The following is a 25,415-nucleotide window of genomic DNA, read 5'->3' as shown; positions in this document are numbered from 1 at the left end:
ACATGAAAAAGTTTAGATTTTTAAGCATCGTTGCGATACTGACCATTTGTCTATTTCAATCTTGTAAAGACGATGGAGGAACGTCGGCAATAGAGTTGGAAGAAGGTGCTGTCGTAAACCTTGAAAAGGTTTTTAGCGAAACCAATGAAGGATTTATTGATTTGATAAGAGTGGGCCAGGGAGAAAATCCAGAGATCCGTTTCACCGTAGAGTTAGCGGCTGGAAACCCGGTTACTACTGATATTGTTGGCGCTTACCAAACAGTTAGTGGAGAAACCTATTTTACAGTACTATTTCCAAACGCTTCATTGCCTGGTGAGTTCAGTATGACTGTTGATGACATTGTTGCGGCTTTTGCAGAATTGGAAAGGACCAACATTGCTGTCGGGGATAATCTTTCCCTATCTGCAAGGTTTACCATGGAAGATGGGAGGGTATTGGATTTGATTGACCCTGTCGACGGTTCAAACAATACAGGGACCAATATACAGGCCAATACGCCAATTTATGATGTAAGGATTGAATATCCAGTGTCTTGTCCGTCCGATCTTACGGGGACATATTTAGTTATCACAACAGCCGATGGGTGTTGTGGCGTACCATCTATTGCCAATTCGGAAGCCATGGTTACAGTGACCGCTGACGGAGGTGGAATCTATACATTATCTGACATGGCCGCAGGAGCCTATGATGCACTTTTTTGTGGTGCCTTTGGTATTTGTGGCACTGTTGCTGCAGCTTCTGGTCAAATTACCGATGTATGTGGAGATTTGTCCGGCAGTACACCGGATTGTTGCGGCGGTACTGTTCAGGTATCCGGCACTGTTAATCCTGATGGGAGTTGGAGTATGGATATTTCAAGCGACTTTATGTCCGGAACTCAGATTTGGGTCAAACAATAATAACTGTATGGTACAAATGTGCACCATAGAACCCTGCCATCTGTTGGATTACTTTTCAACATGAGATACCTAAACGGCTGTACCTAACTGGGTACAGCCGTTATTTTTAAGAAAAGAAAGAATAGTGACCATGTTTAACCTTAAACACAAAACCACCTAATGTGGTCTTCTGTTGAGGAGGATATACTAAGACTCTGAACCTACATAGAAATCTGGTTAAACATGTTTGTCGAGATTTCGGATTTAACAAATAAAGAAAAGCATATGTTACCCAACTGTTTCAGAATTATTTTAGTGATGATGTATCTCCTTGTGATTGGTGTAAAGGCACAGGAAAAACAAACCGATGATGAGATAAAAGTGATGCAGGCTTGCCTTGGGTATCTCGATGGGCTCTATCAAGGAGACTCTTCTTTGATCAAAAAATACGTTCGTCCCAATCTCCACAAGTTCGGATATATTAGGTCAAAGGAAACAGGAGGTCATATTCCCTATCGGAACATCACGTATAAAGAAATGATCGATTACAGTAAAATGGTTGATTCGGTGGACACTTTGAAGAAGACTGGAGAAGTGCGAAGAGCAGTGGTTTTGGACATTTCAAATCATATCGCTGCTGCCAAGGTGGAGGCTTGGTGGGGCACGGACTATATTTTGCTATCACGACAAGACGATTATTGGATTATCGATCAAGTAATCTGGGAGCAGCAGTAAAAAAACTAAAAGCAATTAGGTATAAATCTTTATCACCATGAACAGAACATTATCAAAATTTGGAGAATTTTGGTTAATCGCAATGCTCTTTGGTAATTTAACCGTATTCAGTCAAGGTATTGATGATTTGCCCAAAAGACCCTATTTAGATGACGATTTCCCATGTTTGGCCAATGAAGAAAGGTTTGCCCTATTGGATTTTATGTTGGGGGATTGGGAAATTACTACCAAAGGATTATTGGTGGGTGACATAACACTTAAAAAAGATGGAAAGGGATGCTTAATCACTGAAAAATTCACTGCATTTAACGGACATTCAGGGGCAGGAATGGACTATTTTGATTTGTCTTCGGGCAAGTGGAAGAGAATTCTGGTTGTAAGCAATGGGACTATAGAATCGTTTGAAGGGGAAATGAAAGGTGACAAGTTCGTTTGGATTGGACATGAACTTAGGGCCAATGGTGAAAAAGTGCTTGAAAGGGTTGAAATCTGGAAAGAGGGTGCGAAAGTTATAAACAACATCTTCCAATCCTTTGATAATGGGCTTACGTGGAAACAGACCGGAGCCGAGGTAAGGGTTCCCAAATAGTTAATTCATTTTTGACTGATTGGGAAATATTCCGAAATACCAACTACTAAAACAAACCGACAAGCATAGTGTCTGGAATAATAAATATGGAGACCTTTTTGGTTGCTGCCTTCGTGTTGATACTGACACCTGGTTCGGATACGATGTACATACTGGGCAGAAGTATTGCACAAGGAAAAAAGGCAGGAATTTTATCGGCATTGGGAATATCCACCGGAGTGGTATGCCACATCATTTTTGCGGCATTGGGGCTGTCATTAATTTTATCAAAGTCGGCATTGGCTTTTGAAATTGTCAAAAATTTAGGGGCCTTATATCTAGCGGTTTTAGGCATTAAAACCTTGCGGAAAAAGACGAATGGAGAATATGTGCTAAACGAAAAGAATCAGATGAATGATTACACAAAGATTTATGTTTCGGGAGTTTTGACGAATGTTCTAAACCCAAAAGTGGCCTTATTTTTTCTTGCATTTTTACCACAATTTATAAAACCGGGCCATACCGAAAGTTCAATGCCCTTCCTTATTCTTGGGATAACATTCTTGGTAATTGGAACGGCCTGGAGTTTGGCATTGGCGCTTTTTGCTTCCAAATTGGCGAAAGGTATAAGAAGAAACCATAGAATAAAAAGTTGGCTGGATAAAACCATGGGAATCATTTTCATAGCAATTGGAATAAAACTGGCATTGGCAAAAAAATAGGTATTACTGATGACTTAGATACTTTGCTTAGATGAAAGCTTTATAAGGTAGTTCGTTGTAAAGTGATGGCAAGTTCGAGGGTGCACGTTTTAGCCCATAAAAAGCATTTTGATTTTTACTAGAGCGATATTAAAATATTAATACTTTATATAACAATTGGGATTATGGCAAATTTTGTAATCTTTATCAAGACCGCAGGAGACCATCTAAAGGGGCTTCCACTGGAAAAACAAAAGAAACATATTGAAAATGTAGGAGGTTACCTTGGGCAGTTAATGCAACAGGGAAAACTAAAGGAGGCACAACCTCTAGAAATGGATGGTGTAGTTATCCATAAAAAAGAAGGGGCTTTCATGGAAAGTGTCTTCGAAAATTCAAATGAGCAGATTGTAGGCTATTTTCACGTCATTGCTCCGGATATAGCTGGAGCAGTTGAAATTGCCAAACAAAACCCTATTTGGAATGAGACCAATGGCAGCATAGAAATAAGACCGATAAAGCAATTGGAAGGCATCAACTAATTAAAAATTTGACAAATGATGACTTTAGAATTGCCTGATTAACTTGCGAATCATTTGGCATATTATCTATTTTATGGGCATTGTGCACCATAGAAAGAATTGTGATCTTGGCAGTGTTTAATGACAATAAAAAAAACATTTTTAATAGATAATGCAAGGTTTTACTAAATGATGAACTTGGAAAGAGCATCACTTGAGGATTTTTCAAAGCTGCAAAGAATCTGTATTGATTGTTATTCAAACTATTTTGGTCATTGTTGGATGGATGGTGGTCTCAATTGGTACCTTGACGTACAATTTGGCGATGACAAGCTGCGATCAGATTTGAATAATGGAGAAGTCGATTACTACTTTATCACTTTAAAAAATAGTGCCATAGGCTTTATAAAGGTCAACAATAATCCCAATTCCCATATGTTTTCTGCTGATAAGTGCGCTGAACTCGAGAAAATGTATGTCTATCCGGAATATAAGGGAATGGGGCTTGGAAGAAAGGCCTTGGAACAGGTGATTCAGATTACTAAAAGTCGAGGTAAAGAGGTTCTATTTCTAGAGGTTCTGGGTGCAAACCTTAAAGGCATACGCTTTTATGAAAAACTAGGGTTTTGCCTTCACAGCATCAAGAGACTTGAAGTGCCCTATTTTAAAGATGAATATAGAGATTTGCGCATAATGAATATTGAATTGGTCTAAAGCTCAATGTTGGGAATAGTTTAATAATATTAATCACAAAAAAACAAGATTTGGAAACGCGTCATTTCATAGGAACCACAGCTACCAAAGAAGCCATGTTCGAGGCCATGGCCACAACTGAAGGTCTCACCAAGTGGTGGGCGACCAAGGCCAAAGGCAATGTGCTGGCGGGCCAGGTGGTAGAACTTGAATTCGATGGGTTGACTACATTAAAGTTCAAATGTGATGAAGTGGTAAAGAATAAGAAGTTGGTGCTGGTCTGCTTCCAATCCTTTAAAGCTTGGAACGGCACCAAACTTATTTTCAATATTGAGAAAAAGGATCAACAAGTTTTTTTAACACTTATCCATCAAGACATCGCTGAGGATGATATGGAGTCATATACCTACTTTTCCACAAAATGGACGGTATACCTGTTGAGTTTAAAACAATACTTGGAAATAGGTGTGGGAACCCCATATCCGAAAGAATTGAAACTCTATCATGGGGATTAATGCAGCTGGTAAATATATCCTACATGTTGGCGCTTGAAAATATATGACCACAAAAAGAATTGGATTTGGAATTGGCAATGTCACATTCATAACGAACATAGAGGATTAAATCCATGAATCAAAGAAATCAATTTGAACTACTTCTTTAGAACAGATTTCTCAATAAATTCTTTCATTAATTCAATGTGCCCCTGTGCATAGTTAGGGAATCCTTGGCCATCATGTCCTCCGACTCTCAATCCATGACCAGCTTCCTCAAAAATTTTTATTTTGAAATTTTCATTGTTCGCTTCTTTCAAGCCTTCTTCCCATTTTCTTGAAGAAATTTTTGTGGGTTGATGATGGTCTTGACCTCCAAGCATTACCAAAACGGGGGCCTTTATCTTCCTTATATCTTCCTTGGGATTGTAAGTGGCAATCCATTTCCAATCCGCTCTATTTTTTTCTGAGACCAAGATTTTATCTAGCCCCAGTATTGGAAACCATTTCTTATCTCTATTTGTTCTCATGGCATCCTCTAAATCAGACCTATTTTTACCGGTAGCAATGTAGTCTAGATATTGTTTGACCATGGTATTGCCTTCCTCAATGCCATTCTCGTCTATACCTCCGAATTTCATTTGAAGGTCATATGAGAACATTTCTTCTTCATAGGGAGAAACGCCACCTCCAGAATTGGCAATGATGAAATGGTTTTTTCCCGTAATACCATTAACCCTACTTGCGATCCACGCCCCTTGACTGACACCGTAGAGGCCTATTTTATTTTGATCTATTCCGGAATGATCTTCAAGAAGGTTTATGCCGGAAATTACGTCTTCCGCCAGATCATTGAGCGAAGAGTTTGTCCAGCTTGTGCCAGTGGACTCTCCACATCCCCTTTTATCATATAAAAGGGATGCCACTCCTATTTTGGACAATTCATTGGCCCAATACATTCCCCACCACCGTGTAGAGCAGCCTGAACCAGAAATGAAAACAACTACAGGTGATTTCGCCTCCCCATATTTTGGAAGAATTAGTGTACCTTTCAATACATTGGTTCCATTGTTAAAGGAAATATCCTCCTCTTTGTAGCTAAGATTATCCTCTACCCTGTTTAAATTCACATTTAGGGTGTCTTTATGCCAGATGAATTTACCTTGTGCACCATTATTTTTGATTTCAAGAGAAATAGAGCCCAAGACTTCGTTTCCAAAAAAAGACAAATCACCAGTAAACTTTTTTGTATCACTATTGTAATTGGAATTTATGAATGGAATACGATGTTTTCCACTTTTATTGATTCCCCATCGCCCTTTATTTGGCTCCCTTGCATCGAATTCGACAACTAGTATTCTCTTATCTTCTCCTAAGACGATTGTATCCAAGTAAGTGGTGGTTTCTTCAACGGGCAATTCAATCCGCTTTTGTTTACCTTCACCTTGACAACTGGTTATCAAAAAATATATTATAAGCGTATACAAATGCATTTTTTCCAAAATTTAGGATTTTGCACCCAATGATATTAGGATTAGTAATCTTTTAAAGGGTAAAGCCCGTCTTTTTTTTTTCCTTTTAAAATTCTAAGATGTAATACCCTCTTTTTTTGGAAAATAGATTAGAAGACTTTTAGATGTTCATCTAGGAAAGTTCGTTTGAATATAACTTCTTTTGATTAAAATTAAGTATCTTTTATCTGCAATAATCCCCCATTTTAAGTAATCGAGAAAAATGAAAATCAATATTGAACCCGATATAATTGCATACCCAAATTCTAATGAACTGGAATTTATTGGCAAGGGATCAGAGCGCATTAGAATCGAACCACTGGCAATGGATTTGTTGATTTATCTGCTCAATAAAAATGGCGAAGTTTGTACACCTTTGGAGCTAATCGAGACTTTATGGGATGGGAATCAATATGTCGGCAAGCCATCTTTGAGAAAAATGGTGTACAAGCTTAGGCTTACTTTTAAAAGGTTCAACAAAAATAATTTGATAGAGACCATTCCTAAGAAAGGTTATCGTTTGGTTTGCGGTAGAGTTAATCATCAAAAAAAGAGTCATAGTTTAAGCAAAACAAAATGGAGCAAAATATTATACGTTATTTTTACTATGGTCTTATTCGTTTTCCTAATGAAATTAATTTTTCCGGAATTTTTCCATACTACAGTTCATAGGTTGGGACATTAGAGCCTTGGTCCAAATTAGTTTCTTCAGCAGCCATTTTTATAAGAAGATCATCTTTGTAAAAGAACATAATTAAAGAATGGTTCATTCTTCAGCAATCCAGACGTTTACTTCAATTATTTACCTGCTCTTACAAGTTAAAATGGTCGTAATATTTGGATAGTTAGGGAAGGAGTTGGTGGTTTTTTATGCTATTGGATTTTTCCTTAGATTATTCCAGTTTAATTGGCTAACCCTATTGTCATCATTTGTGAATAAGTGTATATTTCTCTAGAATTTGGCAACGCAGCTTGGAATGTATTTGAGTAAAACTATTTGTGGTGAAAGAAAACAGTCTACTGAGAATCACTCCATATAGTTATCCATCCATTCTTGAAAGTAATTGTTGAATTTTGGAAATACTAATAATCAAAGCCTTTTTTTCCTCATTCTTAAGCGGGGCGATAAGTGATTCAATTTGAATATCAGATTCGTGATTTAATTTATTGTAGGTTTTAATGCCCTTATCGCTTAGACGCAAATACGCGGTACGTCCGTCAATTGAAGAAGGTACTTTATCCAATAGCCCGGCCCTACCAAGTTTTTTAAGCACCCGACTTAAGTATCCTTTGTCCACACCAAGGATATGGGTAAGATCAGTTGCACTTACTTTTTGATTGTTAAATACCTCGTAGATAATTCTGGCTTCAATCAGGTTAAAACCACTATTGTGCAAATATCTGTTGTGAAGCCCTAGTATTTTGACATAAAATCTGTTGAAGGATCGTATTTCTGCTATCAGTTTTTTGTTAATCATAAGAATAAATGGAAAAAATAGTTGACTAAAGCAACTAATTGAAATATATTTGTAATATAATATTCTTCCTAATGATAACCTATAGGCCAATCGAAGAAAAGGATAATAAGACCTTGGCCCTACTAATTCGAAATGTTTTTGAAGAGTTTGGCGCCCATTTACATAGAGGAACAATTTATACGGATCCTACTACCGATAATCTTTTTGATCTATTTCGAAAAGAAGACTCCATATGCTGGGTGGTAAAGAAGAATGATACTATTATTGGTTGTTGCGGAATCTATCCAACTCGGGGCCTTCCCGATGGTTGTGCGGAGCTCGTAAAGTTTTATTTGGCTAAAGATCAAAGAGGTCGGGGAATTGGTAAAAAAATACTGAATCTCTCCATTGATTCTGCCAAGGATTTTGGGTATAGCAGCTTATATCTTGAGAGCTTACCCGAATTCTCTAATGCGGTTGCCATGTACGAGCGGTATGGTTTTAAGCCATTGTCAAAACCTTTAGGGGATTCTGGTCATTTTGGCTGTAACATATGGATGGTAAAGCAATTATAACTAAAACTATATTTTATTGTGAGTTCAACGTAGGGGGATTAATTTTTGAAAATGTGGATATTTTGGAGGGCCAGATAATGACCTCGGCCGGATTTTACAGCCAGAATCGACCTTTCACTTCATGTTTTGCAAAAGCCATATGGAAAAGAACTAAGTGATGGTATCAAGCAATATATGCAGTTTCTCAGTGAAGTTTAGCTTAAGAAGATAAAGACTTTCATGTTTTGAAAATAGATTATAACAACAAGACTTTTCGGCTGGTGCACAGTTCTAAAAATGGTGAGTTGACCAATGAAACCATATTCCGTTATAAGCAAAAGGGTAATATTTTGACCTCTTCTTATAGTTGTGCATCAATAAGGCAGGGACAATTGTTGGGTTTGGTGGATGAAAAGGGGAACATTGAAATACATTATCACCAAATTAACAATAGAAATATAATAAATACGGGCATCTGCCATTCAAAGCCAGAAATACTTCCCAGTGGAAAGATAAGACTTCATGAACAATGGAAATGGACTTCAGGTGACCAATCGATTGGGAAATCAATATTGGAGGAGATACGAGAATAGTCATACCTATCCGATGTACTACTTTAACCAATACACGGAATGAAAATAGTGCGTAGTCTCAATAAAGGGAAATCAATTTAAAAAAGTGATAGTTGATGCACATATTTCTCCTGTAAAACTTAATGAAACATGCAAAGTCTTAGCACATAAACAAGAGTAAACTTTTTGGTTTAAGGTTGATTATTATCATTGATTAGTTCTTTTGCCTTAAAAAGTCTTATATACAGTTGAAACTCATATGCTTTGAAGCTTTAAACATTTTCAAGCCCATTACTTGACTATCTAGAATTCGTATGCATGATAATCCAATACCTCAATCTTATTATGATTTGGAAGTAAAAACGATGTATTCTGCGCCGTAGAAAATATGGTTTAAACATTTCGCCTCCATTAATTGAGCTAAAAATTAAAATTTTCCGAAATATTAATAAGAATTGTTGATAACCTTATTGATGTCTATGGACGTCCAACGAAAGGCCATAGAGGTTCCCACAATAGGAAATGATTGATGAAAGCAATTTAAAATTCCTTGGTGAATTTCATATGTGTTCATAAAAGGAACCTGTTTAAGGACACCAACCAAATGATGTGATCCAGAATAGCCAAATACGATATTGAATATTGTTAAATAACATCATCTAAAATGTGGTTGCAAGAACTTCAAAATGTTGTACCTATGTTGTACCCAGAACAAACAAAAAGGGTTCCCATTTTCGGGAACCCTTGATTTTACTAGTAGCGGGGACTGGACTCGAACCAGCGACCTTCGGGTTATGAGCCCGACGAGCTACCTACTGCTCTACCCCGCGATGTGGACGGCAAATATACGACTGTTTTTGGGTTATTTCCAAACAAATGCCAATATTCCTAAATCGTTTGGGACTATCAAGCTTAAAATCCATAAATTCGGGTTTTGTCTCTATGGAAGCCATCAATGATTTTTTATCTGCCATGTTGCCCTACACCGAGTGGGCCATGCTCTTGCTATTGATAGGAGGGGGAATGTACCTCGTGCTTCAATCCAGATTTTTACCCTACCGGTATTTTGGGCATGCCATCGCCATAACGGCAGGGAAGCATGACAAGGAGGGAGCCAAGGGAGATGTAAGTCATCTGCAGGCATTGTCAGCAGCCGTGGCGGCCACCGTGGGCTTGGGCAATATTTCAGGGGTGGCCATAGCCATTTATATGGGTGGTCCGGGGGTGGTTTTCTGGATTTGGATGACCGCTTTGATCGGCATGTGCATCAAGTTTTACTCCTGTAGTCTTGCCATCATGTTTCGGGGAGAAGATTCCGAAGGTAAGTTGCAGGGAGGCCCGATGTTTTATATCACCCAGGGAATTGGTGCCAAGGCCAAACCATTGGCCATTTTCTTTTGCATAGCCGGGTTGTTTGGGTTTTTGGGTGTGTTTACCGCGAACCAGTTTACCCAAACCTTCATGAATGTGATAAAACCGAACGAAAATTTGGCACTTTTGGGCGATTTCAACTGGAAATTGATCATAGGCTTTTCGCTGGCACTGATTACCTCATTTGTCATTTTTGGTGGATTGAGAAAAATAGCCAAAGTAGCATCCGCTATCGTCCCATTTATGGTTTTGCTCTATTTTGTGGCCGTTTTGGTGGTCATGTTCAACAATGCTGGGCAAATTGGACCTTCCCTGAAGATGATAATCACGGAGGCCTTCAATTTTAAGACCATGGCAGCCGGTGGTTTTTGGGGACTGGTCATTTTTGGAGTCCGGCGCGCCATGTTCTCCAATGAAGCAGGATTGGGCAGTGCGCCCATGTACCACGGTCAATCCAAGACAGACGAACCCATACAGGAAGGTTTGGTCGCCATGCTGGGCCCATTTATTGATACTATCGTGGTGTGCACGCTCACAGCAGTTGTGATTATACTTAGCGGAGCTTATCTTGAAGCCGAGAGCAATGGTATTTTAATGACTTTGATCGCCTTTAAAAAATCGCTTTATGGTTATGGTGATGTGCTGCTCATGATCATTGTATCCGCTTTTGCACTGTCCACTTTGTTCACGTACTCTTATTATGGAGTAAAGTGCCTATCATTTTTGACCAATGCCAAAATTGGAAAATACTACAATTGGTATTTTGTGGCAACGATTGTCTTGGCGGCCGTTGCCTCGGTGGATTTGGTCATCAACCTGATCGATTTGGCCTATGCCCTAATGGTAATCCCCAATATGATTGCTGTGCTGTACCTGTCACCAAAAGTGAATGCCGCAGCCAAGACATATTTTAAAAAATTGAGAGAAAATGGCACATAAAGCGGGATTTGTGAATATCATTGGAAATCCCAATGTGGGCAAATCCACTTTGATGAATGCCTTTGTGGGCGAAAAACTCTCCATCATAACCTCCAAGGCCCAGACCACGAGACACCGGATTTTGGGTATTGTGAATGGCGATGATTTTCAGGTCATCCTATCCGATACACCGGGGATAATCAAGCCGGCCTATGCGCTGCAGAGCTCCATGATGGATTTTGTAAAGTCTGCCCTGGAAGATGCCGATGTCCTGCTCTATATGGTTGAAATAGGGGAGAAGGCACTAAAGGATGAAGATTTTTTCAAAAAAATCCAGAACAGCAAGATTCCCGTTTTGTTGCTATTGAACAAAATTGACACTGCGGACCAACAGCTATTGGAAGAGCAAGTACAACATTGGCAGGAACTTTTGCCAAAAGCTGAGATTCATCCCATATCTGCCTTGGAAAACTTCAACGTTAAAGAAGTTTTTGAACGGATTTTAGAATTGTTGCCCGAAGGGCCGCCCTATTTCCCAAAGGATCAACTCACCGATAAACCCGAGCGGTTTTTTGTAAACGAGACCATCCGTGAGAAGATTTTATTGAACTATAAAAAAGAGATTCCCTACGCCGTTGAAGTGGAGACTGAGGAGTTTTTGGAGGATAAGGACATCATCCGTATTCGGTCCGTGATCATGGTGGAGCGGGATACCCAAAAAGGGATTATTATCGGCCATAAGGGAAATGCTTTGAAAAAAGTGGGCGTGGAAGCCAGAAAGGACCTTGAAAAATTCTTTGACAAACAAGTGCACATCGAACTGTTCGTAAAGGTCAACAAAAACTGGCGCAGTAACTCCAGACAACTAAGGCGCTTTGGGTACAACAATTGATCGCTTATTGTGCTGGAACGTCAGCAATAAGTGACCTGAAAAAATGCTTCAACTGCTCCATTTGTGGTTTTCCCTTGGATTTGCCCATACGCCCAAAGGCATATAGCACAAACCATACGATCACCAGAAAGAACATCCCCACAAGCAAAAGGGTAATATCGTGACCAAGCGAATAGTTGGAGTAGGCAAAAATGCCCAAAATGACAAAAAACGTCCCAACACCAAAATGAAGAAACATAAAAAAGGTCCAAAGCGTGGGATTTGGGCCAAAAACCCCATGTATTTTGCTGACACCCTCTTCAAAAGAGGCAAGCTCCAGGTGAAGTTGTGGTGACCAAAATGTGATTTCGGCTTTTCTAAATTTGATATAGATGTGCTCATCAATCCTTTTCACCACGAATCTATCCGTTGTGACCGTATCAAAAATCCGCTGTAATGTGTCAAGATTCGTTCGCAGAGCCACTTCAAAACGGGGCCTAAGTACAATCTCATCGGTAAAATCGCTCATAATCGATTGAAAAGGTTAAAAAAGGTATCATTTTTTCTTTACAAATAAGTGGTACTTTTGCCAAAATTTAATGTAGATGGGAGCCATAGTAGCCATTGTAGGAAGACCGAATGTGGGAAAATCCACTTTTTTCAATCGACTCATTCAACGTCGGGAAGCCATAGTGGATGCCGTTAGCGGGGTTACGCGCGATCGCCACTACGGTAAAAGCGATTGGAATGGCAAGGAATTTTCCTTGATCGATACCGGGGGTTATGTACTGGGCAGTGAGGATGTCTTTGAAAAGGAAATCGACAAACAGGTGGAACTTGCCATCGATGAGGCCGATGCCATTATCTTTATGGTGGATGTGGAGGCCGGGGTGACAGGAATGGATGAAGACGTTGCCAAATTGCTTCGAAAGGTTAACAAACCCGTTTTTTTGGCCATTAACAAGGTAGATAATGCCCAACGAGCTGCCGATGCAGTGGAATTCTATGCCTTGGGATTGGGGGAGTACTACACGCTATCCAGCATCAATGGCAGTGGCACAGGGGAATTGTTGGATGCTTTGGTAAAGGTACTTCCCGAAAAACAGGAAGAAGAAAGTGAATTGCCACGATTTGCGGTAGTTGGCCGCCCCAATGCCGGTAAATCGTCATTTATCAATGCATTGATAGGAGAGGAGCGGTATATTGTAACAGACATTGCCGGCACTACCCGGGATAGTATTGATACCAAATACAATCGTTTCGGATTCGAGTTCAATTTGGTGGACACGGCGGGTATCCGAAGAAAGGCAAAGGTGAAAGAGGATTTGGAGTTCTACTCCGTGATGCGTTCCATCAGGGCCATTGAACATTGCGACGTGTGCATTCTTATTTTGGACGCCACCCGCGGTTTTGACGGTCAGGTACAGAATATTTTTTGGTTGGCCCATCGCAATAATAAGGGAATAATCATTCTGGTGAACAAATGGGACCTTGTGGAGAAGGAAACCAACTCGGTGAAGGATTACACGGCAAAAATAAAGGAAACCATTTCGCCCTTCGAGGATGTTCCCATTCTTTTCATTTCAGTGTTGACCAAGCAGCGTATTTTCAAAGCCATCGAAACAGCAGTGGAGGTCTATAAAAATAGATCTAAGAAAATCGTGACCCGGAAATTGAACGATATTATGTTGCCCATCATTGAAAAAACACCTCCTCCTGCCTATAAGGGCAAATATGTGAAGATCAAATTTTGCACCCAGCTGCCAACCCCTTATCCCCAATTTGCCTTTTTCTGCAATTTGCCACAGTATGTTCGCGATCCCTATAAACGTTTTTTGGAAAACAAGTTGAGGGAAAATTTTGATTTCACCGGAGTGCCGATAACCATTTTTATGAGGAAGAAGTAAGGGGCAAATAGTTAACCAATATATTTAATCATGAATACACGTCAAATTTTAGTTCTACTTTGTTTTTTTTTCGTCTTAGGATGTTCAAAAGAAGATGTATTTGGTTATTCTATACCTAAATCATATCTGGGTGTTTGGATAGCACCTGAATCAGAACTCGGTAACGGAGATTTAGTAAGAAACTATCAATATGTTTTTTCATTGAACAATATCCAAGAAGCTATTTATGGAGGAGGTGGTACTGATTATTTAATTGACTTCAACAATGATTTTCCTGTCAACGACTGGGAAATTCAAGAGTCATTTGATCAAGGACAATATGAAATAATATTCACTCCAAAAAATGCAAATGCCTTAACTCCTTGGGGGACCAATGGCCCAGTCCGAAGGGCCTTTATCTATGGAACCTACAATGGCCAGGAAACCATAATACTAAATTATGCCGGAGCCAATGGAGCCCTTTTATTTCGAAAGTAAAGCGATAAATAGCAGACGGATACCAACAGAAATATTGCAAACAACCTCAATTTCAAATGTTTAAATTTTTCAAAGTTCACTTGATAATAATTGTACTAATGGGATTTTTTTCCATCGGTCATTTATATTCCCAGGATAAGTCCAACTGGGGTTTAAATATAGGAGCAACATACAATTCATTGAGGGGCAATGATTACAGCGATTTGTTGGAATATAAGATTGGTTATATGGCGGGCCTTGGAAACCGCATAAAAATTATGTCCGACCTGAATCTAAACGTAGACCTCAACTATGAATTAAAAGCTTATAAATTGGAAACTTCCATACAATTTGGTAGCCAAGAAATAATTTCTGAGTACTTGAACAAATATCATTTCATAAACTTCCCCGTGACTTTTGACGTTCCTTTCGATAGGGAAAAACTTTGGTTTTTTGAATTGGGGGGGTACCTTAATTTACTTGTGGGAGAATCATTGGAAATCGAAACTATAATTCCCAAGTTTAAAAAGCTGGATTATGGTATACTTTCTGGTATAGGAAAGGTATTTGAATTTGATAATAATATGGATTTAATAATTGGACTTCGATATGAATTGGGCTTAGTCAATACAGCGATTAATGAAGGTAATGCACCAGCAGGAATTGATGTGAGAACAAGTTCGATTAAATTGATGCTTACTTGGGTTTTTGCCAAATAGTTTCTCCATTTTTTTTGAAAGCTTATGAATATCACTAAATCAAATTTGATAGGACATACGATCATATTTCTTATTTTCTCTTTTTTTGGCTTACAGTTGCTACAAGCTCAAGTAAGGGTCGGGGTCAATGGCGGGTTTCCTATTGGGGATTCAAAAACTTTGAGCACTATTGCAGGGACTATTGATTTGGGCTACTTGTTCGATGTGACCGATAATTTGAAGGTTGGACCATCGGCTGGGTACTCGCATTCCTTTGGTGACAAACTAGATACTGGTTTTGGCGTAATTGAATTTGATGATACCAGATTTGTGCCGATTTATAGTGCAGCTCGTTTCAGGATTTCCAATATTTTCTCCTTCGGGGTGGATTTAGGATATGCATTAAGCCTAGAAAAATCTTCTGGTGGAGGGTTCTATTATTCCCCTAGGGTTTCGATGTCAGTAAGCAACCATTTAAATCTTGTAAGTGCATATAGAGGAATCTCACTCGAAAATGCCAGTTGGGATATAATCTCTTTTGGATTGGAGATAAAATTGGAATAGCCCTGCTTCTTTAAGCTTCTAAATCTAACAAACAATTAATCCCCAGAAGCCTGCCGAACCTGGATACTTTGTTGAATACGAGTGCCTTGGTCATCCATAGCCGTCAAGGTGTAATCACCTGGGGTTACGTTTAGGATGAGTTCATGGAAATTTTCGGTCTTTCCCACGTAGGTTTCATCCAAATACCAATAAACTGTGGCCTCGCTTTGCTGATGGGCCAACTTAAAAATAACATCCATGGTTTTATTGCCCAGATCTTTCGGTAACAGTACCTCCTCATCCTCTTTTGGAAATAGGAATTCCATATGTTGGGAATCAATACTGGAGCATCCCTCCAAAAAGGGCGGCAAGGATTTGTAATTGGGATTGAAACTGGTATGGTAATATTCCATGACGGGAGGAAGGACGAACCAGTTTTTTGCAATCATGTTTTCCAGAGGGTAACATTCCGAGTGCACACGAAAATCCTCCGAAGCATCCAAAAAAATGGTTTGATGGTATGGACAGGGACCGGTACGGGTTCCATTGGCGGACACCCATATTTTCTGAGGGTCATCACAAAATGGGGATGCGCGGTGCCCACTCAGGGGGCAGACTTCCAATTGGACCATGTCATCAAAAGGCTCTTGGAACCATCCGCTCTGCGGCAGGGCATCCAAAACATCAAAAAGCAAAGGAGCGGCCGCCGTGATTCCAGTTAAGCCCGGCCTGCCCTCCCCATCGGCATTTCCTGCCCACACCCCAATGGCATATTTTGGAGTTACACCTACGGCCCAAGCGTCCTTAAACCCGAAACTGGTGCCCGTTTTCCATGCAATCGGCCGGGAGGAATCAAAAAAGTGCCAATTCTCATCACCCTCCGGTCGGTTCACCTGATATAAGGATTGAAAGGTACCGTAAATCGACCCAGCGCCCAAAACGGGAGGGTCAAATTGTTGTTTTCCAAAGTCGGTTTCACGATGAAGCAAATATGTGGGCTCCACGAATTCATTTTGATGGTAGGTGCTGGAATTTTCCAAAAAATGGTTGAGTGTCGAAGCCATTGAAGCGTAGGTTTTGGTCACTTCCCATAACGAACTCTCCGCTCCTCCCAAAACCAACGGCAATCCATAGTGGGCAGCAGGTTTGTCCAATGAGTTCAGGTTCATTTTGCCCAGTTGGTTGTAAAATTTTTGCAGGCCGTATTGTCTCAGTAATCGGACCGCAGGTACATTTAAGGAGCGGGATAGGGCCCTGCTGGCTGGCACGGCGCCCATGTGTTTTTTGTTGAAGTTTTGAGGATGGTATCCGTTGATCACAGTAGGGATATCGGCCACCAGACTGTTTGGCAAAATTTGGCCTTCATCCAAAAGAGAAGCAAATAATAATGGCTTCAAAGTGCTGCCAGTGCTCCGATTTTTGGTAATGATGTCCACATAATTGGCATGCTCATCCCCGGAGGGGGAATTGCCCACATATCCCAATACCTTTCTGGTCTTTACATCCAGCACCAAAATGGCCAAATTATGGATTTCGTTTGCCTTCAAGCGTTGATAATGTCTTTCTGATAAATGGTTGAGCTGTCTTTGCAGGGCAAGGTCAATGGAAGTGGTTATGCGCTCCCCTTTGTGTTCGTTTCGGATACGTTCGGTAAGATGAGGGACCAGGTTGGGCAAAGGTAAGGGTTTTTGGGGCAGTGGTTCAGCTATGGCCAATACATAGGTTGTCTCTTCAATAATCCTGTTGTCCCTTAATTTTTTTAGGAGTCGATTGCGTTTTTCCAAAAACACCTGTTCATTACGTCCAGGGAAGATAAGGGCCGGGGCATTGGGCAAGACAGCCAAGGTCGCTGCCTGGCCCCAGCTCATTTCATGTGGCGATATGCCAAAATAGCGCCAAGCGGCTGTTTCCAATCCCACAACATTGCCACCGTAGGGTGTATGTGAGGCATACAACTTCAAAATATCATCTTTTGGATAACGCAACTCCAATCGTGTGGCCATAAAAATTTCAATGCACTTTTCCCAATAGGTACGGCCCTTGTTTTTTCGGCTCAAACGGACTACTTGTTGGGTAATGGTGCTTCCTCCCCTTCGGGTTTCCTTTGTTAGGTTGTGGCCCAAAGCCTTTATAATGGAAATGGGATTGAATCCTGGATGCGCATAGAAATATTCATCCTCAAACAGGAGGATACTTTGCTTGAACCGTTCCGGAATGGAGTCCATCTGCGGAAATCGCCATTGTCCGTCGTCTGCTATGCGAGCGCCCAGTAAGGTTCCATCCGAACTATTTACGACGGTGGATGTTGGGTCATCAAAAAGATTTTTGGGCAAACAGAACCACCATAAAACAAATAGGACGACCAAAACACTGATTTTGATCTTGTGTTTTTTGATAAATAGTAGTACTGGCGATAAGAAATCCTTCATCCACACGGCATCACTGAACCACCTTGATCCATTTCCCTTTATTTCGGGCCTGGTAGTTATTGTCGTACATGACCTCCACTTGAGCACCGGGCAGATAGTAATCCCCCAAAAATGAGGCATTCAATTTTATGGTAAATGTTTTCGACTTTCTAGGTTCAAGGCCAAAATAAATATGGGTGCGGTCATCACGGGTATCCACATGGTCCGCCTTTGAGTTATTTGGATTGCTTCCATTGGCGTAGGAAGTGTCCACGATTTCCCATCCGCTTGGAACAATGTGCGTCAAAGCCAAATTCTCCACAAAGTCATTGGAATTGTTGTACACTGTGACCTGGGCTTGGAGCTCAGTTCCCTGCCTCAATTCGTTTACCTCCATGGCATTTCCAATCGCATCCAAATAGGCAACCGATAGGTTTAGGTTTTGTTGTTGTTCCAGTTCTTGGCCCAAAGGCAGTTTTCCGGTCTGTGTCAATGTGGCGTATATCGTATTGCCGTGTTTGTTCATTATTTGGATCTCGTCCTTGAAGGACGAAATGGTGATATTTCTCTGGGCAATGGCGCGATCGGTTTTCACCGTAATTTCATTCCCATTGTTGGTAAAGACCAGGTCGATGGATTTACCACCATTTTTGATGACCATTTTTGACAAGGACAGCAGCGCAAAAGCAGTTTCTTGGGTGCTGTACCAACGCTGCGAAGACAGGTTTTTTGCCAAGGAAACCGCCAAATCCCTTTGCTGGGAATCACCGAGAACCACCATGGTCTCCAGGGCCATGGCACTGTTTCGGAACACGGAACCATAGGTTCTGTAGTCGTAATCATTTGGAATGAAATTGATATTGGCCTTTTGGGCTATTTCCTGGGCCACTTCTTTCTTACCCGCCAGGGCATAGGCTGCTGCCAATCGCCATTTGGCCTCATTGCTCAGGTTTTTCGATTCCCTCAGACGGTTCATGGCGGCTAACTCAGGTTGCTGGGCAAGTGCCAAGGTATACAGGCGGTACGCTTGCGAAATGTCGTCGTTGTAGCCGGTACCCTGATTGCTCCATTGGCGGGCCCTATTTTTCTGATATTTCAACCAGTTGCCCAAGAAAGTCAAAGGCAGTTGATAGCCCTTCTGTCTTGCCTCCAACATAAAATGGCCTGCGTACGAGGTACTCCAATCATCTGCATTCCCATATCCAGGCCAGTAGGTTAACCCTCCATTTGGCGCTTGAAAATCCCCTAATCTTCTTATCGCTGCCTTGATGTTTTTCTCAACATCCTTTTTCTTGTCGAAAGTGATGTCCAGCACATCCGCTAAAAATAACTGGGGAAAAGCTGCCGATGTGGTTTGCTCCACACATCCGTGGGGATAACGCAGCAGATAGTCCATACGTTTTGAAAAATCCATTGGTGGAAGTGTGGAAAACTCAATGAATGCCTCGTTGGTTCCCGAGGTTCCAAAAGCTTCAAACGGAATGGTCTGCGAACCGTTGGCATCAATGGTGTACAAAGTACTTTTTGTAGTAATTGGATTTGGGTTTTCCACATCGACTTCCGTTTCACTGCTGGCACGCTCCCCCCCACCAGTAGCAGTTACCTTGATGGTTTGATAGGCCGATGCCGGATTGACCTTAAAGTCAAAATTGACAATCTGCTCTCCCACGGTATTGAAAGTGATACTTTTTGAGGTTTCGCCGAGAGGTTCCAAGGCTTTTCCCGCATCAATGGAAACCTTAACGTTCTTCACCTTGGGTTCCATGGCAAAAACGGTGACAGGGATGGTCACCTTTTCCCCTGGGGAAAGTTTTCGAGGGATGGAGGTCAACACCATCAACGGTTTCCGGACCGGAGTGGTTTTATCGGTATTCCCGTAGGCACTTTGTTGATTTCCAGCAACTACCATGGTGCGTACGGAACCGACATAGTTTGGCATATCAATGGTATGGGATGCTTTTTCGCCTGCTTTGAGGGTAAACGGACCCAAATAGGTGACCACAGGTTTAAAACGCTGCGCCTTTCGATTCTTGGCGCCTTCACCAATACCACCACCCCCGATGGCGTAAATATTATCAACACTTATGGAATAGGCCCCCATGACATCATCAAAAATATCGAAGGTCTTTACGCCAAGCGCTTGCCTAGCGTAAAAGGAACTGTGGATATCCGGTGTTTTGAATCGGGTCAAATCCAGTAGACCTTCATCCACAATGGCCAAGGTGTAGGTCATAGATTTTTTGTTGGACTCTGATACGGTCACTTTAAAAGATTTTTCCGGTTCCAGAACATCCGGCATAGCAAGTTGGGGTTTCAGGATGGTTGCTGGGTTTTCCACCAAAAGTGGGACTACGCCATACAGTCGAATGGGCAAATCGTTCACCACCTGACCATGCGGTTGAAGCAACGAAATGTTGATGTAGGCATTGGGAGCCATTGCAGCGGTTATCGGGATGGTGGCCCTGGTTTCCTTGGCCGAGGTCTCCACCCATTGTTGTGAAAGCACTTCTGTACCGTTTTCGATGCTGATGAGTGCCCGCCCACCACGATCCGAAGGAAAGGTCACAATGGCTTGCTCGCCAAGCCTATATTTTTCCTTATCTGCCGAGAACACGAGTATCTTGGAACTTTCATTGTCCTCTGAAGCTGGCCTTTTCCACCAATTACGATAGAAATAGGCCGTACGCCCAGTAGCATGGCCCGAAGCCTCATCGATCACACGTACAAGGAACCGACCTCCTTCCTCATCTGGGACATTTATGCTGAAATTGGCCGTTCCATTGCCCGCCGAGGTAATTTCCATTTCCTTGAACGGACGGTGGACCGTGGCATTTTCGTATCGGGAGAGGTTATCGTATCCCCGGTTCCACCACCATCTCCATTCAATCTTGAACACCTGCACCTTTAGTTTGCGATTCCCGGATGGATTTCCCTGGGCATCAACGGTGGCGATATCAAAAGTGGTGTTTTCATCGGTCAAAAATGAGCCATATTGCCTTGCTTTGGGTGACCTGAGGCCTACAAAATGGGTGAAAGGTGCCACCTTTTTGGTGAATACGTCGATGGAAAAATCACCGCCGCCCTCAAAGACCTTGGTGGTAAAAGTAGCCTGGAGCATTCCAGGGGCCTTGCCACTGACCGGTATTTTTTCATTGATGTCAAGTACGCCCTCACCATCCAATTTCGATGAGATCCACTGCAGTTCTGTCTCATTGAAGGTGTAAACAGGATCTTGAAAAACATAATCCTTGAATTTGGGAAAGGCATTGGTGGTCTGGTTCAGTGTGGCATTGATATCAATTTTTAGATTGCGGGCCGGGGCTCCATGCAGCCATTGTACCATAGCTTTTCCCTGGTTGTTGACATTGGCCCTCAGGACTTCGTCTTCAAATTGGAAGTCCACCTTTAACCTATTCGGTTTTATGGCGGCCACCTTCAAACTTTTGTTGAATTGGGCGCCCCCGACAACAATTTTGGCGTTCCAACTTCCCGTGGGGTCACTGGATTTGGTGGGGATTGGAAAATAATAGAATTTTCCATCCTTCTTGGCATAAAGGCCATCCGATACCGGCACTTCATTTTCGGTAATCACGTTGCGCTGTACCAGCTTGCCCCTGGAATCACTCACCTCCAAGGCCACGGGATGGTCCTTGGGAAGCGGATTTCCCTTATCATCAAGCACAAATGTAAGATGGATTAAATCTCCTGGGCGGTGCACTCCCCTTTCGGTATAGATGAAACCTTGTAGCCCACTTTGCAGCTCTTCGCCAGACACATCGAACTTGCTAAGGGAAAGTGCATTTCCATCCATCAATTTGGCATAAGCAAAGCTGCCGTTCTTTTCGGCCACGGCAAAGGCTATATTTTTTTCTCCATCATATAGGGCAAAGCCAGAGGCATCTGTGGTCACCTCTGCCAACATTTGCTGCTGATAATCATACAGTTTTATGGAGGTGTTGGCTTCTGGTTTTGTGCTCAAGAGATTGGTGGCAGTAAAATGATAGGATCGATTGTTCCCCTTTTTGACAATCAGGCCCAAATCGCTTCCCAAAAGATTTGTTGCTGCAATCCTATCGTAGTTGTAGTAGGCCTGGTGGCACGGGTTGTCCCTTTCCTGCCAATTATAGTCGTAATTTCGCCAGTAATAGATTTCGTTGTCCCAATAGCGCTCCTCCAAGGTTTCCTGTTCGGAATCCATGGTGGTATAATCTCCAGTATTCTGCTCATCTTCGGTAGAATCATCGCAGGCATAGGTGGTGTGCTCTTTCTTAAAACTGAATTCCACGCGATACAGTGACCCGGGACTTATCTTGATCAATTTGGATAGGTCCAGGGCATGGGCCTTCCAATAACTGCTGTTCTCATCAGTTCTCTCGGTCAATGGGATCACTTTGTAGGCGACCCTTCGTCCCACGGGCCTAAAATCTGGATCATAGGCTGGTGTAAGGCTGTTATTTTGCAGGTATTGCAGCATATTGTCCTCAAAAACCTGAATTACCCTTACTTCAACTGCGGAAAGGTTCACCGTTTCAAAATAGATGGGTGTGGAAGTGGCATTGGGCAAGATCGTTCCTTTGGAAATAAGTCGCACACTGGGTTTCATTTGTTCAAAGGATACCAGTTCTGTAAAGGTCTTTTTCAATGTGAAGCCATACTCGCTTTTGATGCCCTCGAAGGCACTTATCCTTACTTCGCCCAGAATCCTGTTGGATGGGTACACCTTCAGCACATTGCCATTTATCTCATAGCGCAGACTTTCTGCATTTTCTATGGTAACCAGACCGTTTAGGTTTTGGTTCTGTTTTAAGGGTTCTGAAAAGTTCAGGGTGAGCACCGCATCGGGCGCGGACGAGGTTTTCACATCCACGATAACGAATTTGTTCTTACCTGGGATGGGATATTTTTCGGAGCCATCATTCGCTATGCCCAATTTCTTTCCATTCCATTGTATATCAAGTTCACTATCCTCCGTTTTTCGGGAAATGCTGTCAATTTTAAAGCTGAAATATTGGGCATGCCCCGAAGCGTTGTCCCATTTTATGGGAATGCTTTTATCACCTTGTTTAACGGAGAGTACACTTTGTATTTTTGATGCGTCCAGTATGTCGGAAGCATCCAGGGTACCGGTTAAATATTGCCAATCCTTGCTGTAGGATTGTAAGTTTCCGAGATTGATTTTGAAATCGGGCGCAAGGGTCTTGAAACTGAAGGTATATTTTTTGAATTCCCGTTCAATATCTTCAAAAAGCTTGTGGAGTGACAGTGTAACGGTATACTCGGTATCGGGTTGTAAAAACTCTGAAGGTTGAAAAGTGAGCTCTCTTTTGTTCTCCAAGATAAGTTTTCCTTCGATTTTGGGTGAAATTTTGAGATAATCATTGGGTAGTTCTTGGGTAAGCTCAAACTGGTCGAGTTGTTGGGCCAGGGTGATGGTTATAGGAGATGCCACACTTTGTTTTCCGTGGGTATGGTAACTGATGTAATCCTTAAACTTGAAAAGATTATCGGTTTCGGTGGTGTCCCCTTTTTGCTTGCAGGAAACAATTAACATCAGAAAGGAAACAAAAAGTGCTTTGAAGGACCGCGACATACTGAAAAGGCGAATTAATTAAACTAAATTTTAACCATAACCAAGATAGTTAAAAATGGATAGGAAGGGTTCCAAAGTTCATGGATGGGGTGTTTAGATTTACGTATGCAAGATTGGAAAGGGATGTAACGTTGGGAAATATTTAGGATTGGAAATCGATGGTCTACCACCCTCCAGAGGCACCACCCCCGCCAAAACTGCCTCCGCCAAAGCCACCACTGAAACCACCGCCGCCAAAACTACCACTGCCAAAACCACCTGAAGAACCGGAGCTTCTGCCCATGTTGCTCAGGATGATCATATCCCAAATGTCAGGCCCTCTGTGTCTTCCTCCCTTGCCGCCACGGTTATTTTTATTTTTTCGGGAAAGAATGATCATAATAATGATAAAGATGAGGATAAGGAAAAAGATCTTTTTGGAAAACTGGGAGCCGTCATTAAAGGTGCGCTCCTCTTTAAACTCGCCGGTGAGCACCCTGAAAATGGCATCCGCCCCTTGGTTAAGCCCTTGATAGTAATCCCCTTTCTTGAACTCGGGGATAATCACAGACTCGATAATGCGCTTGGACATGATGTCGGTAAGTGCCCCTTCTACCCCGTAACCCGTGTTGATGGCAATTCTGCGGTCGTCCTTGGCCAACAGTATAAGCACACCATTGTCCTTGTTTTCTTGGCCAATGCCCCATTTTTGCCCCCATTGCGCTCCAAGATAGTTTATGTTCTCACCTTCGGTGGAACTGATTATAGCCACCACAATTTGGGTAGAGGTGCTATCGGAATATCGGATCAATTTCTGCTCCAGCGCACTGTGCTGTGCATTGGACAACAGGTTTACATAGTCGTAGACGCTGGTCTGTCTATCGGGTTTTTCGGGTATGGTAAACTGCCCCCAAGCTATTGAAGTGAACAGTAAGGCAACAAGAAAACTAACCTTTGGATATGGCATCGCTCAGCTCGTTGGTGTCATTGTGGTTCCATGGAAAGTGGTCCTCTAACTCCTTGCCTGCCCTTAAAATGCCCTCGGTAATGCCTAGTTTAAATTTTCCTTGCTTAAAATGGGTGGCAATCACATCCTTTGTGGAGTCCCAAAATCCTTTAGGTACCACATTATCGATGCCGGTGTCCCCATAAATGACGAATTTTTTGTCATCCACGGCCACATAGATCAAAACCCCGTTCGCATCCTTGGTGTTGTCCATTTTCAAAAGATGAAAGAGTTGTTGGGCCCTGCTGAAATGGTCAATTTTGGCGGTGGCCTCAATGTGCACACGGATTTCACCTGACGTATTCTTTTCCGCCTGGATGATGGCCTCAATAATCTCCTGTTCTTCCGCCGGGCTAAGAAATTCCTCTACGTGCGACATGATCATTCAAAATCAAAGTTGACCTCGGGGGCATCTTCCGAACCGGGATTGGAGCTGAACAGTGCGATGGGATCAAAATTGGCAATACTGGCAATGATGTTGGTCGGGATTTTTTCAATTTTGATGTTGTACTCCCCGGCCAGATTGTTGAAACGGTTCCGTTCCACATTGATACGGTTTTCTGTTCCCTCCAATTGCGATTGCAGTTCCAAAAAGTTTTGGTTGGCCTTTAGGTCAGGGTATCGTTCCACCGTTACCAAAAGCCGGGAGAGGGCTGAAGAAAGGCCGGTTTGTGCCTGTTGGAATTCCGCCAACTGTTCCGCGGTGATATTGTTTGCATCAATTGTGGTGGAAGTTGCCTTTGCCCGTGCTTCAATGACATCGGTAAGGGTACCACGTTCAAAATCCGCGGCACCTTGAACGGTTTTCACCAAATTCCCGATAAGGTCGCTCCTTCGCTGATAGGAGCTCTCCACGTTGGCCCATTGTTTGGTGGCCTGTCCTTTCATATCAACAAGGGTGTTGTTGGTTCGCACGTACCAACCTCCAAGTATTACGGCCAATACAATAAGTATGATTATTGCAATTATCCCTTTTTTCAT

At 42.0% G+C, this 25,415-nt stretch carries 24 protein-coding genes and 1 tRNA gene; 16 read left to right on the top strand and 9 right to left on the bottom strand.

What is annotated here, in order from left to right; all coding sequences use genetic code 11:
* The first annotated feature begins 2 nt into the window (after positions 1 to 2).
* The 7 genes from K7G75_RS00390 to K7G75_RS00360 all read left to right on the top strand — a co-directional run bounded on the left by K7G75_RS00390 (position 3) and on the right by K7G75_RS00360 (position 4,614).
* Positions 3 to 902 carry a hypothetical protein gene (locus tag K7G75_RS00390; protein WP_222981600.1) on the top strand — a complete coding sequence of 300 codons (900 nt, stop codon included), beginning with the start codon at positions 3 to 5 and terminating at the stop codon, positions 900 to 902.
* Positions 903 to 1,199: 297 nt separating this feature from the next.
* A complete protein-coding gene (locus K7G75_RS00385; protein ID WP_222981597.1) occupies positions 1,200 to 1,616 on the top strand; it encodes a nuclear transport factor 2 family protein in 417 nt (138 codons plus the stop codon).
* A gap of 37 nt (positions 1,617 to 1,653) precedes the next feature.
* Entirely contained in the window at positions 1,654 to 2,205 is a 552-nt protein-coding gene (locus K7G75_RS00380) for a hypothetical protein (RefSeq protein ID WP_222981595.1), read from the top strand.
* A 68-nt stretch (positions 2,206 to 2,273) separates the two neighbouring features.
* Complete coding sequence (locus K7G75_RS00375) at positions 2,274 to 2,906, top strand: LysE family translocator (protein ID WP_222981593.1); 633 nt, start codon at positions 2,274 to 2,276, stop codon at positions 2,904 to 2,906.
* Between the two features lie 164 nt (positions 2,907 to 3,070).
* Entirely contained in the window at positions 3,071 to 3,427 is a 357-nt protein-coding gene (locus K7G75_RS00370; protein ID WP_222981591.1) for a YciI family protein, read from the top strand.
* A 177-nt stretch (positions 3,428 to 3,604) separates the two neighbouring features.
* Positions 3,605 to 4,120, top strand: a complete 516-nt coding sequence (locus K7G75_RS00365) for a GNAT family N-acetyltransferase (protein ID WP_222981589.1) — start codon at positions 3,605 to 3,607, stop codon at positions 4,118 to 4,120.
* A gap of 50 nt (positions 4,121 to 4,170) precedes the next feature.
* Positions 4,171 to 4,614 carry an SRPBCC family protein gene (locus K7G75_RS00360; protein WP_222981587.1) on the top strand — a complete coding sequence of 148 codons (444 nt, stop codon included), beginning with the start codon at positions 4,171 to 4,173 and terminating at the stop codon, positions 4,612 to 4,614.
* A gap of 137 nt (positions 4,615 to 4,751) precedes the next feature.
* Here the strand turns inward: K7G75_RS00360 and K7G75_RS00355 are convergent, their stop codons facing one another.
* Positions 4,752 to 6,086, bottom strand: coding sequence for an alpha/beta hydrolase family protein (locus K7G75_RS00355; protein ID WP_262420256.1), 1,335 nt, complete (start codon positions 6,084 to 6,086; stop codon positions 4,752 to 4,754).
* Between the two features lie 241 nt (positions 6,087 to 6,327).
* On the opposite strand from K7G75_RS00355, the gene K7G75_RS00350 reads away from it, so the two are divergent.
* Entirely contained in the window at positions 6,328 to 6,789 is a 462-nt protein-coding gene (locus tag K7G75_RS00350; RefSeq protein ID WP_222981583.1) for a winged helix-turn-helix domain-containing protein, read from the top strand.
* A gap of 355 nt (positions 6,790 to 7,144) precedes the next feature.
* Here the strand turns inward: K7G75_RS00350 and K7G75_RS00345 are convergent, their stop codons facing one another.
* Entirely contained in the window at positions 7,145 to 7,582 is a 438-nt protein-coding gene (locus tag K7G75_RS00345; protein ID WP_222981581.1) for a MarR family winged helix-turn-helix transcriptional regulator, read from the bottom strand.
* Positions 7,583 to 7,653: 71 nt separating this feature from the next.
* Here K7G75_RS00345 and K7G75_RS00340 point away from each other — a divergent pair, with 71 nt between their 5' ends.
* Positions 7,654 to 8,136: a GNAT family N-acetyltransferase gene (locus tag K7G75_RS00340; RefSeq protein ID WP_222981578.1), complete on the top strand. Its 483-nt coding sequence runs from the start codon at positions 7,654 to 7,656 to the stop codon at positions 8,134 to 8,136.
* Between the two features lie 224 nt (positions 8,137 to 8,360).
* The gene (locus tag K7G75_RS00335) at positions 8,361 to 8,708 is read left to right on the top strand and encodes an avidin-fold protein (protein WP_262420208.1); all 348 of its coding nucleotides are present in this window, start codon (positions 8,361 to 8,363) and stop codon (positions 8,706 to 8,708) included.
* A gap of 736 nt (positions 8,709 to 9,444) precedes the next feature.
* Here the strand turns inward: K7G75_RS00335 and K7G75_RS00330 are convergent.
* A tRNA-Met gene (locus K7G75_RS00330) sits at positions 9,445 to 9,517 on the bottom strand.
* A 112-nt stretch (positions 9,518 to 9,629) separates the two neighbouring features.
* On the opposite strand from K7G75_RS00330, the gene K7G75_RS00325 reads away from it, so the two are divergent.
* Positions 9,630 to 10,997 (top strand): alanine/glycine:cation symporter family protein, encoded by a 1,368-nt coding sequence (locus tag K7G75_RS00325; RefSeq protein WP_222981576.1) that lies wholly within the window; start codon positions 9,630 to 9,632, stop codon positions 10,995 to 10,997.
* Positions 10,987 to 11,868: a GTPase Era gene (era, locus tag K7G75_RS00320; protein WP_222981574.1), complete on the top strand. Its 882-nt coding sequence runs from the start codon at positions 10,987 to 10,989 to the stop codon at positions 11,866 to 11,868. The genes K7G75_RS00325 and era overlap by 11 nt, the downstream gene beginning before the upstream one ends.
* Before the next feature lie 4 nt (positions 11,869 to 11,872).
* Here era and K7G75_RS00315 read toward each other — a convergent pair whose 3' ends face one another.
* Positions 11,873 to 12,376, bottom strand: a complete 504-nt coding sequence (locus tag K7G75_RS00315) for a GTP-binding protein (protein ID WP_222981572.1) — start codon at positions 12,374 to 12,376, stop codon at positions 11,873 to 11,875.
* A 76-nt stretch (positions 12,377 to 12,452) separates the two neighbouring features.
* Between K7G75_RS00315 and der the strand changes: the two genes are divergently transcribed.
* The 4 genes from der to K7G75_RS00295 are packed head-to-tail and all read left to right on the top strand — an operon-like array spanning position 12,453 to position 15,472.
* Positions 12,453 to 13,754: a ribosome biogenesis GTPase Der gene (gene der / locus K7G75_RS00310; protein WP_222981570.1), complete on the top strand. Its 1,302-nt coding sequence runs from the start codon at positions 12,453 to 12,455 to the stop codon at positions 13,752 to 13,754.
* 30 nt (positions 13,755 to 13,784) lie between these two features.
* On the top strand, positions 13,785 to 14,231 hold the full coding sequence (locus tag K7G75_RS00305; protein WP_222981568.1) for a hypothetical protein: 447 nt from the start codon (positions 13,785 to 13,787) through the stop codon (positions 14,229 to 14,231).
* 56 nt (positions 14,232 to 14,287) lie between these two features.
* Positions 14,288 to 14,929 (top strand): outer membrane beta-barrel protein, encoded by a 642-nt coding sequence (locus K7G75_RS00300; RefSeq protein ID WP_222981566.1) that lies wholly within the window; start codon positions 14,288 to 14,290, stop codon positions 14,927 to 14,929.
* A gap of 24 nt (positions 14,930 to 14,953) precedes the next feature.
* The gene (locus K7G75_RS00295) at positions 14,954 to 15,472 is read left to right on the top strand and encodes an outer membrane beta-barrel protein (protein ID WP_335341882.1); all 519 of its coding nucleotides are present in this window, start codon (positions 14,954 to 14,956) and stop codon (positions 15,470 to 15,472) included.
* A 35-nt stretch (positions 15,473 to 15,507) separates the two neighbouring features.
* Here K7G75_RS00295 and pbpC read toward each other — a convergent pair whose 3' ends face one another.
* The 5 genes from pbpC to K7G75_RS00270 form a co-directional block, all read right to left on the bottom strand.
* On the bottom strand, positions 15,508 to 17,880 hold the full coding sequence (pbpC, locus tag K7G75_RS00290) for a penicillin-binding protein 1C (protein ID WP_222981562.1): 2,373 nt from the start codon (positions 17,878 to 17,880) through the stop codon (positions 15,508 to 15,510).
* Positions 17,881 to 17,890: 10 nt separating this feature from the next.
* On the bottom strand, positions 17,891 to 23,449 hold the full coding sequence (locus K7G75_RS00285) for an alpha-2-macroglobulin family protein (RefSeq protein WP_222981560.1): 5,559 nt from the start codon (positions 23,447 to 23,449) through the stop codon (positions 17,891 to 17,893).
* 163 nt (positions 23,450 to 23,612) lie between these two features.
* Positions 23,613 to 24,395 carry a TPM domain-containing protein gene (locus tag K7G75_RS00280; protein ID WP_222981558.1) on the bottom strand — a complete coding sequence of 261 codons (783 nt, stop codon included), beginning with the start codon at positions 24,393 to 24,395 and terminating at the stop codon, positions 23,613 to 23,615.
* Positions 24,376 to 24,813, bottom strand: a complete 438-nt coding sequence (locus K7G75_RS00275; RefSeq protein ID WP_222981556.1) for a TPM domain-containing protein — start codon at positions 24,811 to 24,813, stop codon at positions 24,376 to 24,378. Before K7G75_RS00275 ends, K7G75_RS00280 begins: the two co-directional genes overlap by 20 nt.
* A gap of 2 nt (positions 24,814 to 24,815) precedes the next feature.
* A complete protein-coding gene (locus K7G75_RS00270) occupies positions 24,816 to 25,415 on the bottom strand; it encodes a LemA family protein (protein WP_222981554.1) in 600 nt (199 codons plus the stop codon).

Source organism: Flagellimonas meishanensis, assembly GCF_019880545.1.
GTDB lineage: Bacteria > Bacteroidota > Bacteroidia > Flavobacteriales > Flavobacteriaceae > Flagellimonas > Flagellimonas meishanensis.
The sequence above is the reverse complement of the archived record's forward strand: the minus strand, read 5'-3'. Positions and strand labels throughout refer to the sequence as shown.

Bases quoted from the DNA above. Each gene is read 5' to 3' on its own strand.
- der (WP_222981570.1), top strand. From the start codon at position 12,453: ATGGGAGCCATAGTAGCCATTGTAGGAAGACCGAATGTGGGAAAATCC.
- K7G75_RS00350 (WP_222981583.1), top strand. From the start codon at position 6,328: ATGAAAATCAATATTGAACCCGATATAATTGCATACCCAAATTCTAAT.
- era (WP_222981574.1), top strand. From the start codon at position 10,987: ATGGCACATAAAGCGGGATTTGTGAATATCATTGGAAATCCCAATGTG.
- K7G75_RS00340 (WP_222981578.1), top strand. From the start codon at position 7,654: ATGATAACCTATAGGCCAATCGAAGAAAAGGATAATAAGACCTTGGCC.
- K7G75_RS00355 (WP_262420256.1), bottom strand. From the start codon at position 6,086: ATGCATTTGTATACGCTTATAATATATTTTTTGATAACCAGTTGTCAA.
- K7G75_RS00275 (WP_222981556.1), bottom strand. From the start codon at position 24,813: ATGTCGCACGTAGAGGAATTTCTTAGCCCGGCGGAAGAACAGGAGATT.
- K7G75_RS00305 (WP_222981568.1), top strand. From the start codon at position 13,785: ATGAATACACGTCAAATTTTAGTTCTACTTTGTTTTTTTTTCGTCTTA.
- K7G75_RS00385 (WP_222981597.1), top strand. From the start codon at position 1,200: ATGATGTATCTCCTTGTGATTGGTGTAAAGGCACAGGAAAAACAAACC.
- K7G75_RS00285 (WP_222981560.1), bottom strand. From the start codon at position 23,449: ATGTCGCGGTCCTTCAAAGCACTTTTTGTTTCCTTTCTGATGTTAATT.
- K7G75_RS00270 (WP_222981554.1), bottom strand. From the start codon at position 25,415: ATGAAAAAAGGGATAATTGCAATAATCATACTTATTGTATTGGCCGTA.
- K7G75_RS00315 (WP_222981572.1), bottom strand. From the start codon at position 12,376: ATGAGCGATTTTACCGATGAGATTGTACTTAGGCCCCGTTTTGAAGTG.
- K7G75_RS00325 (WP_222981576.1), top strand. From the start codon at position 9,630: ATGGAAGCCATCAATGATTTTTTATCTGCCATGTTGCCCTACACCGAG.
- K7G75_RS00370 (WP_222981591.1), top strand. From the start codon at position 3,071: ATGGCAAATTTTGTAATCTTTATCAAGACCGCAGGAGACCATCTAAAG.
- K7G75_RS00280 (WP_222981558.1), bottom strand. From the start codon at position 24,395: ATGCCATATCCAAAGGTTAGTTTTCTTGTTGCCTTACTGTTCACTTCA.
- K7G75_RS00300 (WP_222981566.1), top strand. From the start codon at position 14,288: ATGTTTAAATTTTTCAAAGTTCACTTGATAATAATTGTACTAATGGGA.
- K7G75_RS00345 (WP_222981581.1), bottom strand. From the start codon at position 7,582: ATGATTAACAAAAAACTGATAGCAGAAATACGATCCTTCAACAGATTT.
- pbpC (WP_222981562.1), bottom strand. From the start codon at position 17,880: ATGAAGGATTTCTTATCGCCAGTACTACTATTTATCAAAAAACACAAG.
- K7G75_RS00295 (WP_335341882.1), top strand. From the start codon at position 14,954: ATGAATATCACTAAATCAAATTTGATAGGACATACGATCATATTTCTT.
- K7G75_RS00390 (WP_222981600.1), top strand. From the start codon at position 3: ATGAAAAAGTTTAGATTTTTAAGCATCGTTGCGATACTGACCATTTGT.
- K7G75_RS00380 (WP_222981595.1), top strand. From the start codon at position 1,654: ATGAACAGAACATTATCAAAATTTGGAGAATTTTGGTTAATCGCAATG.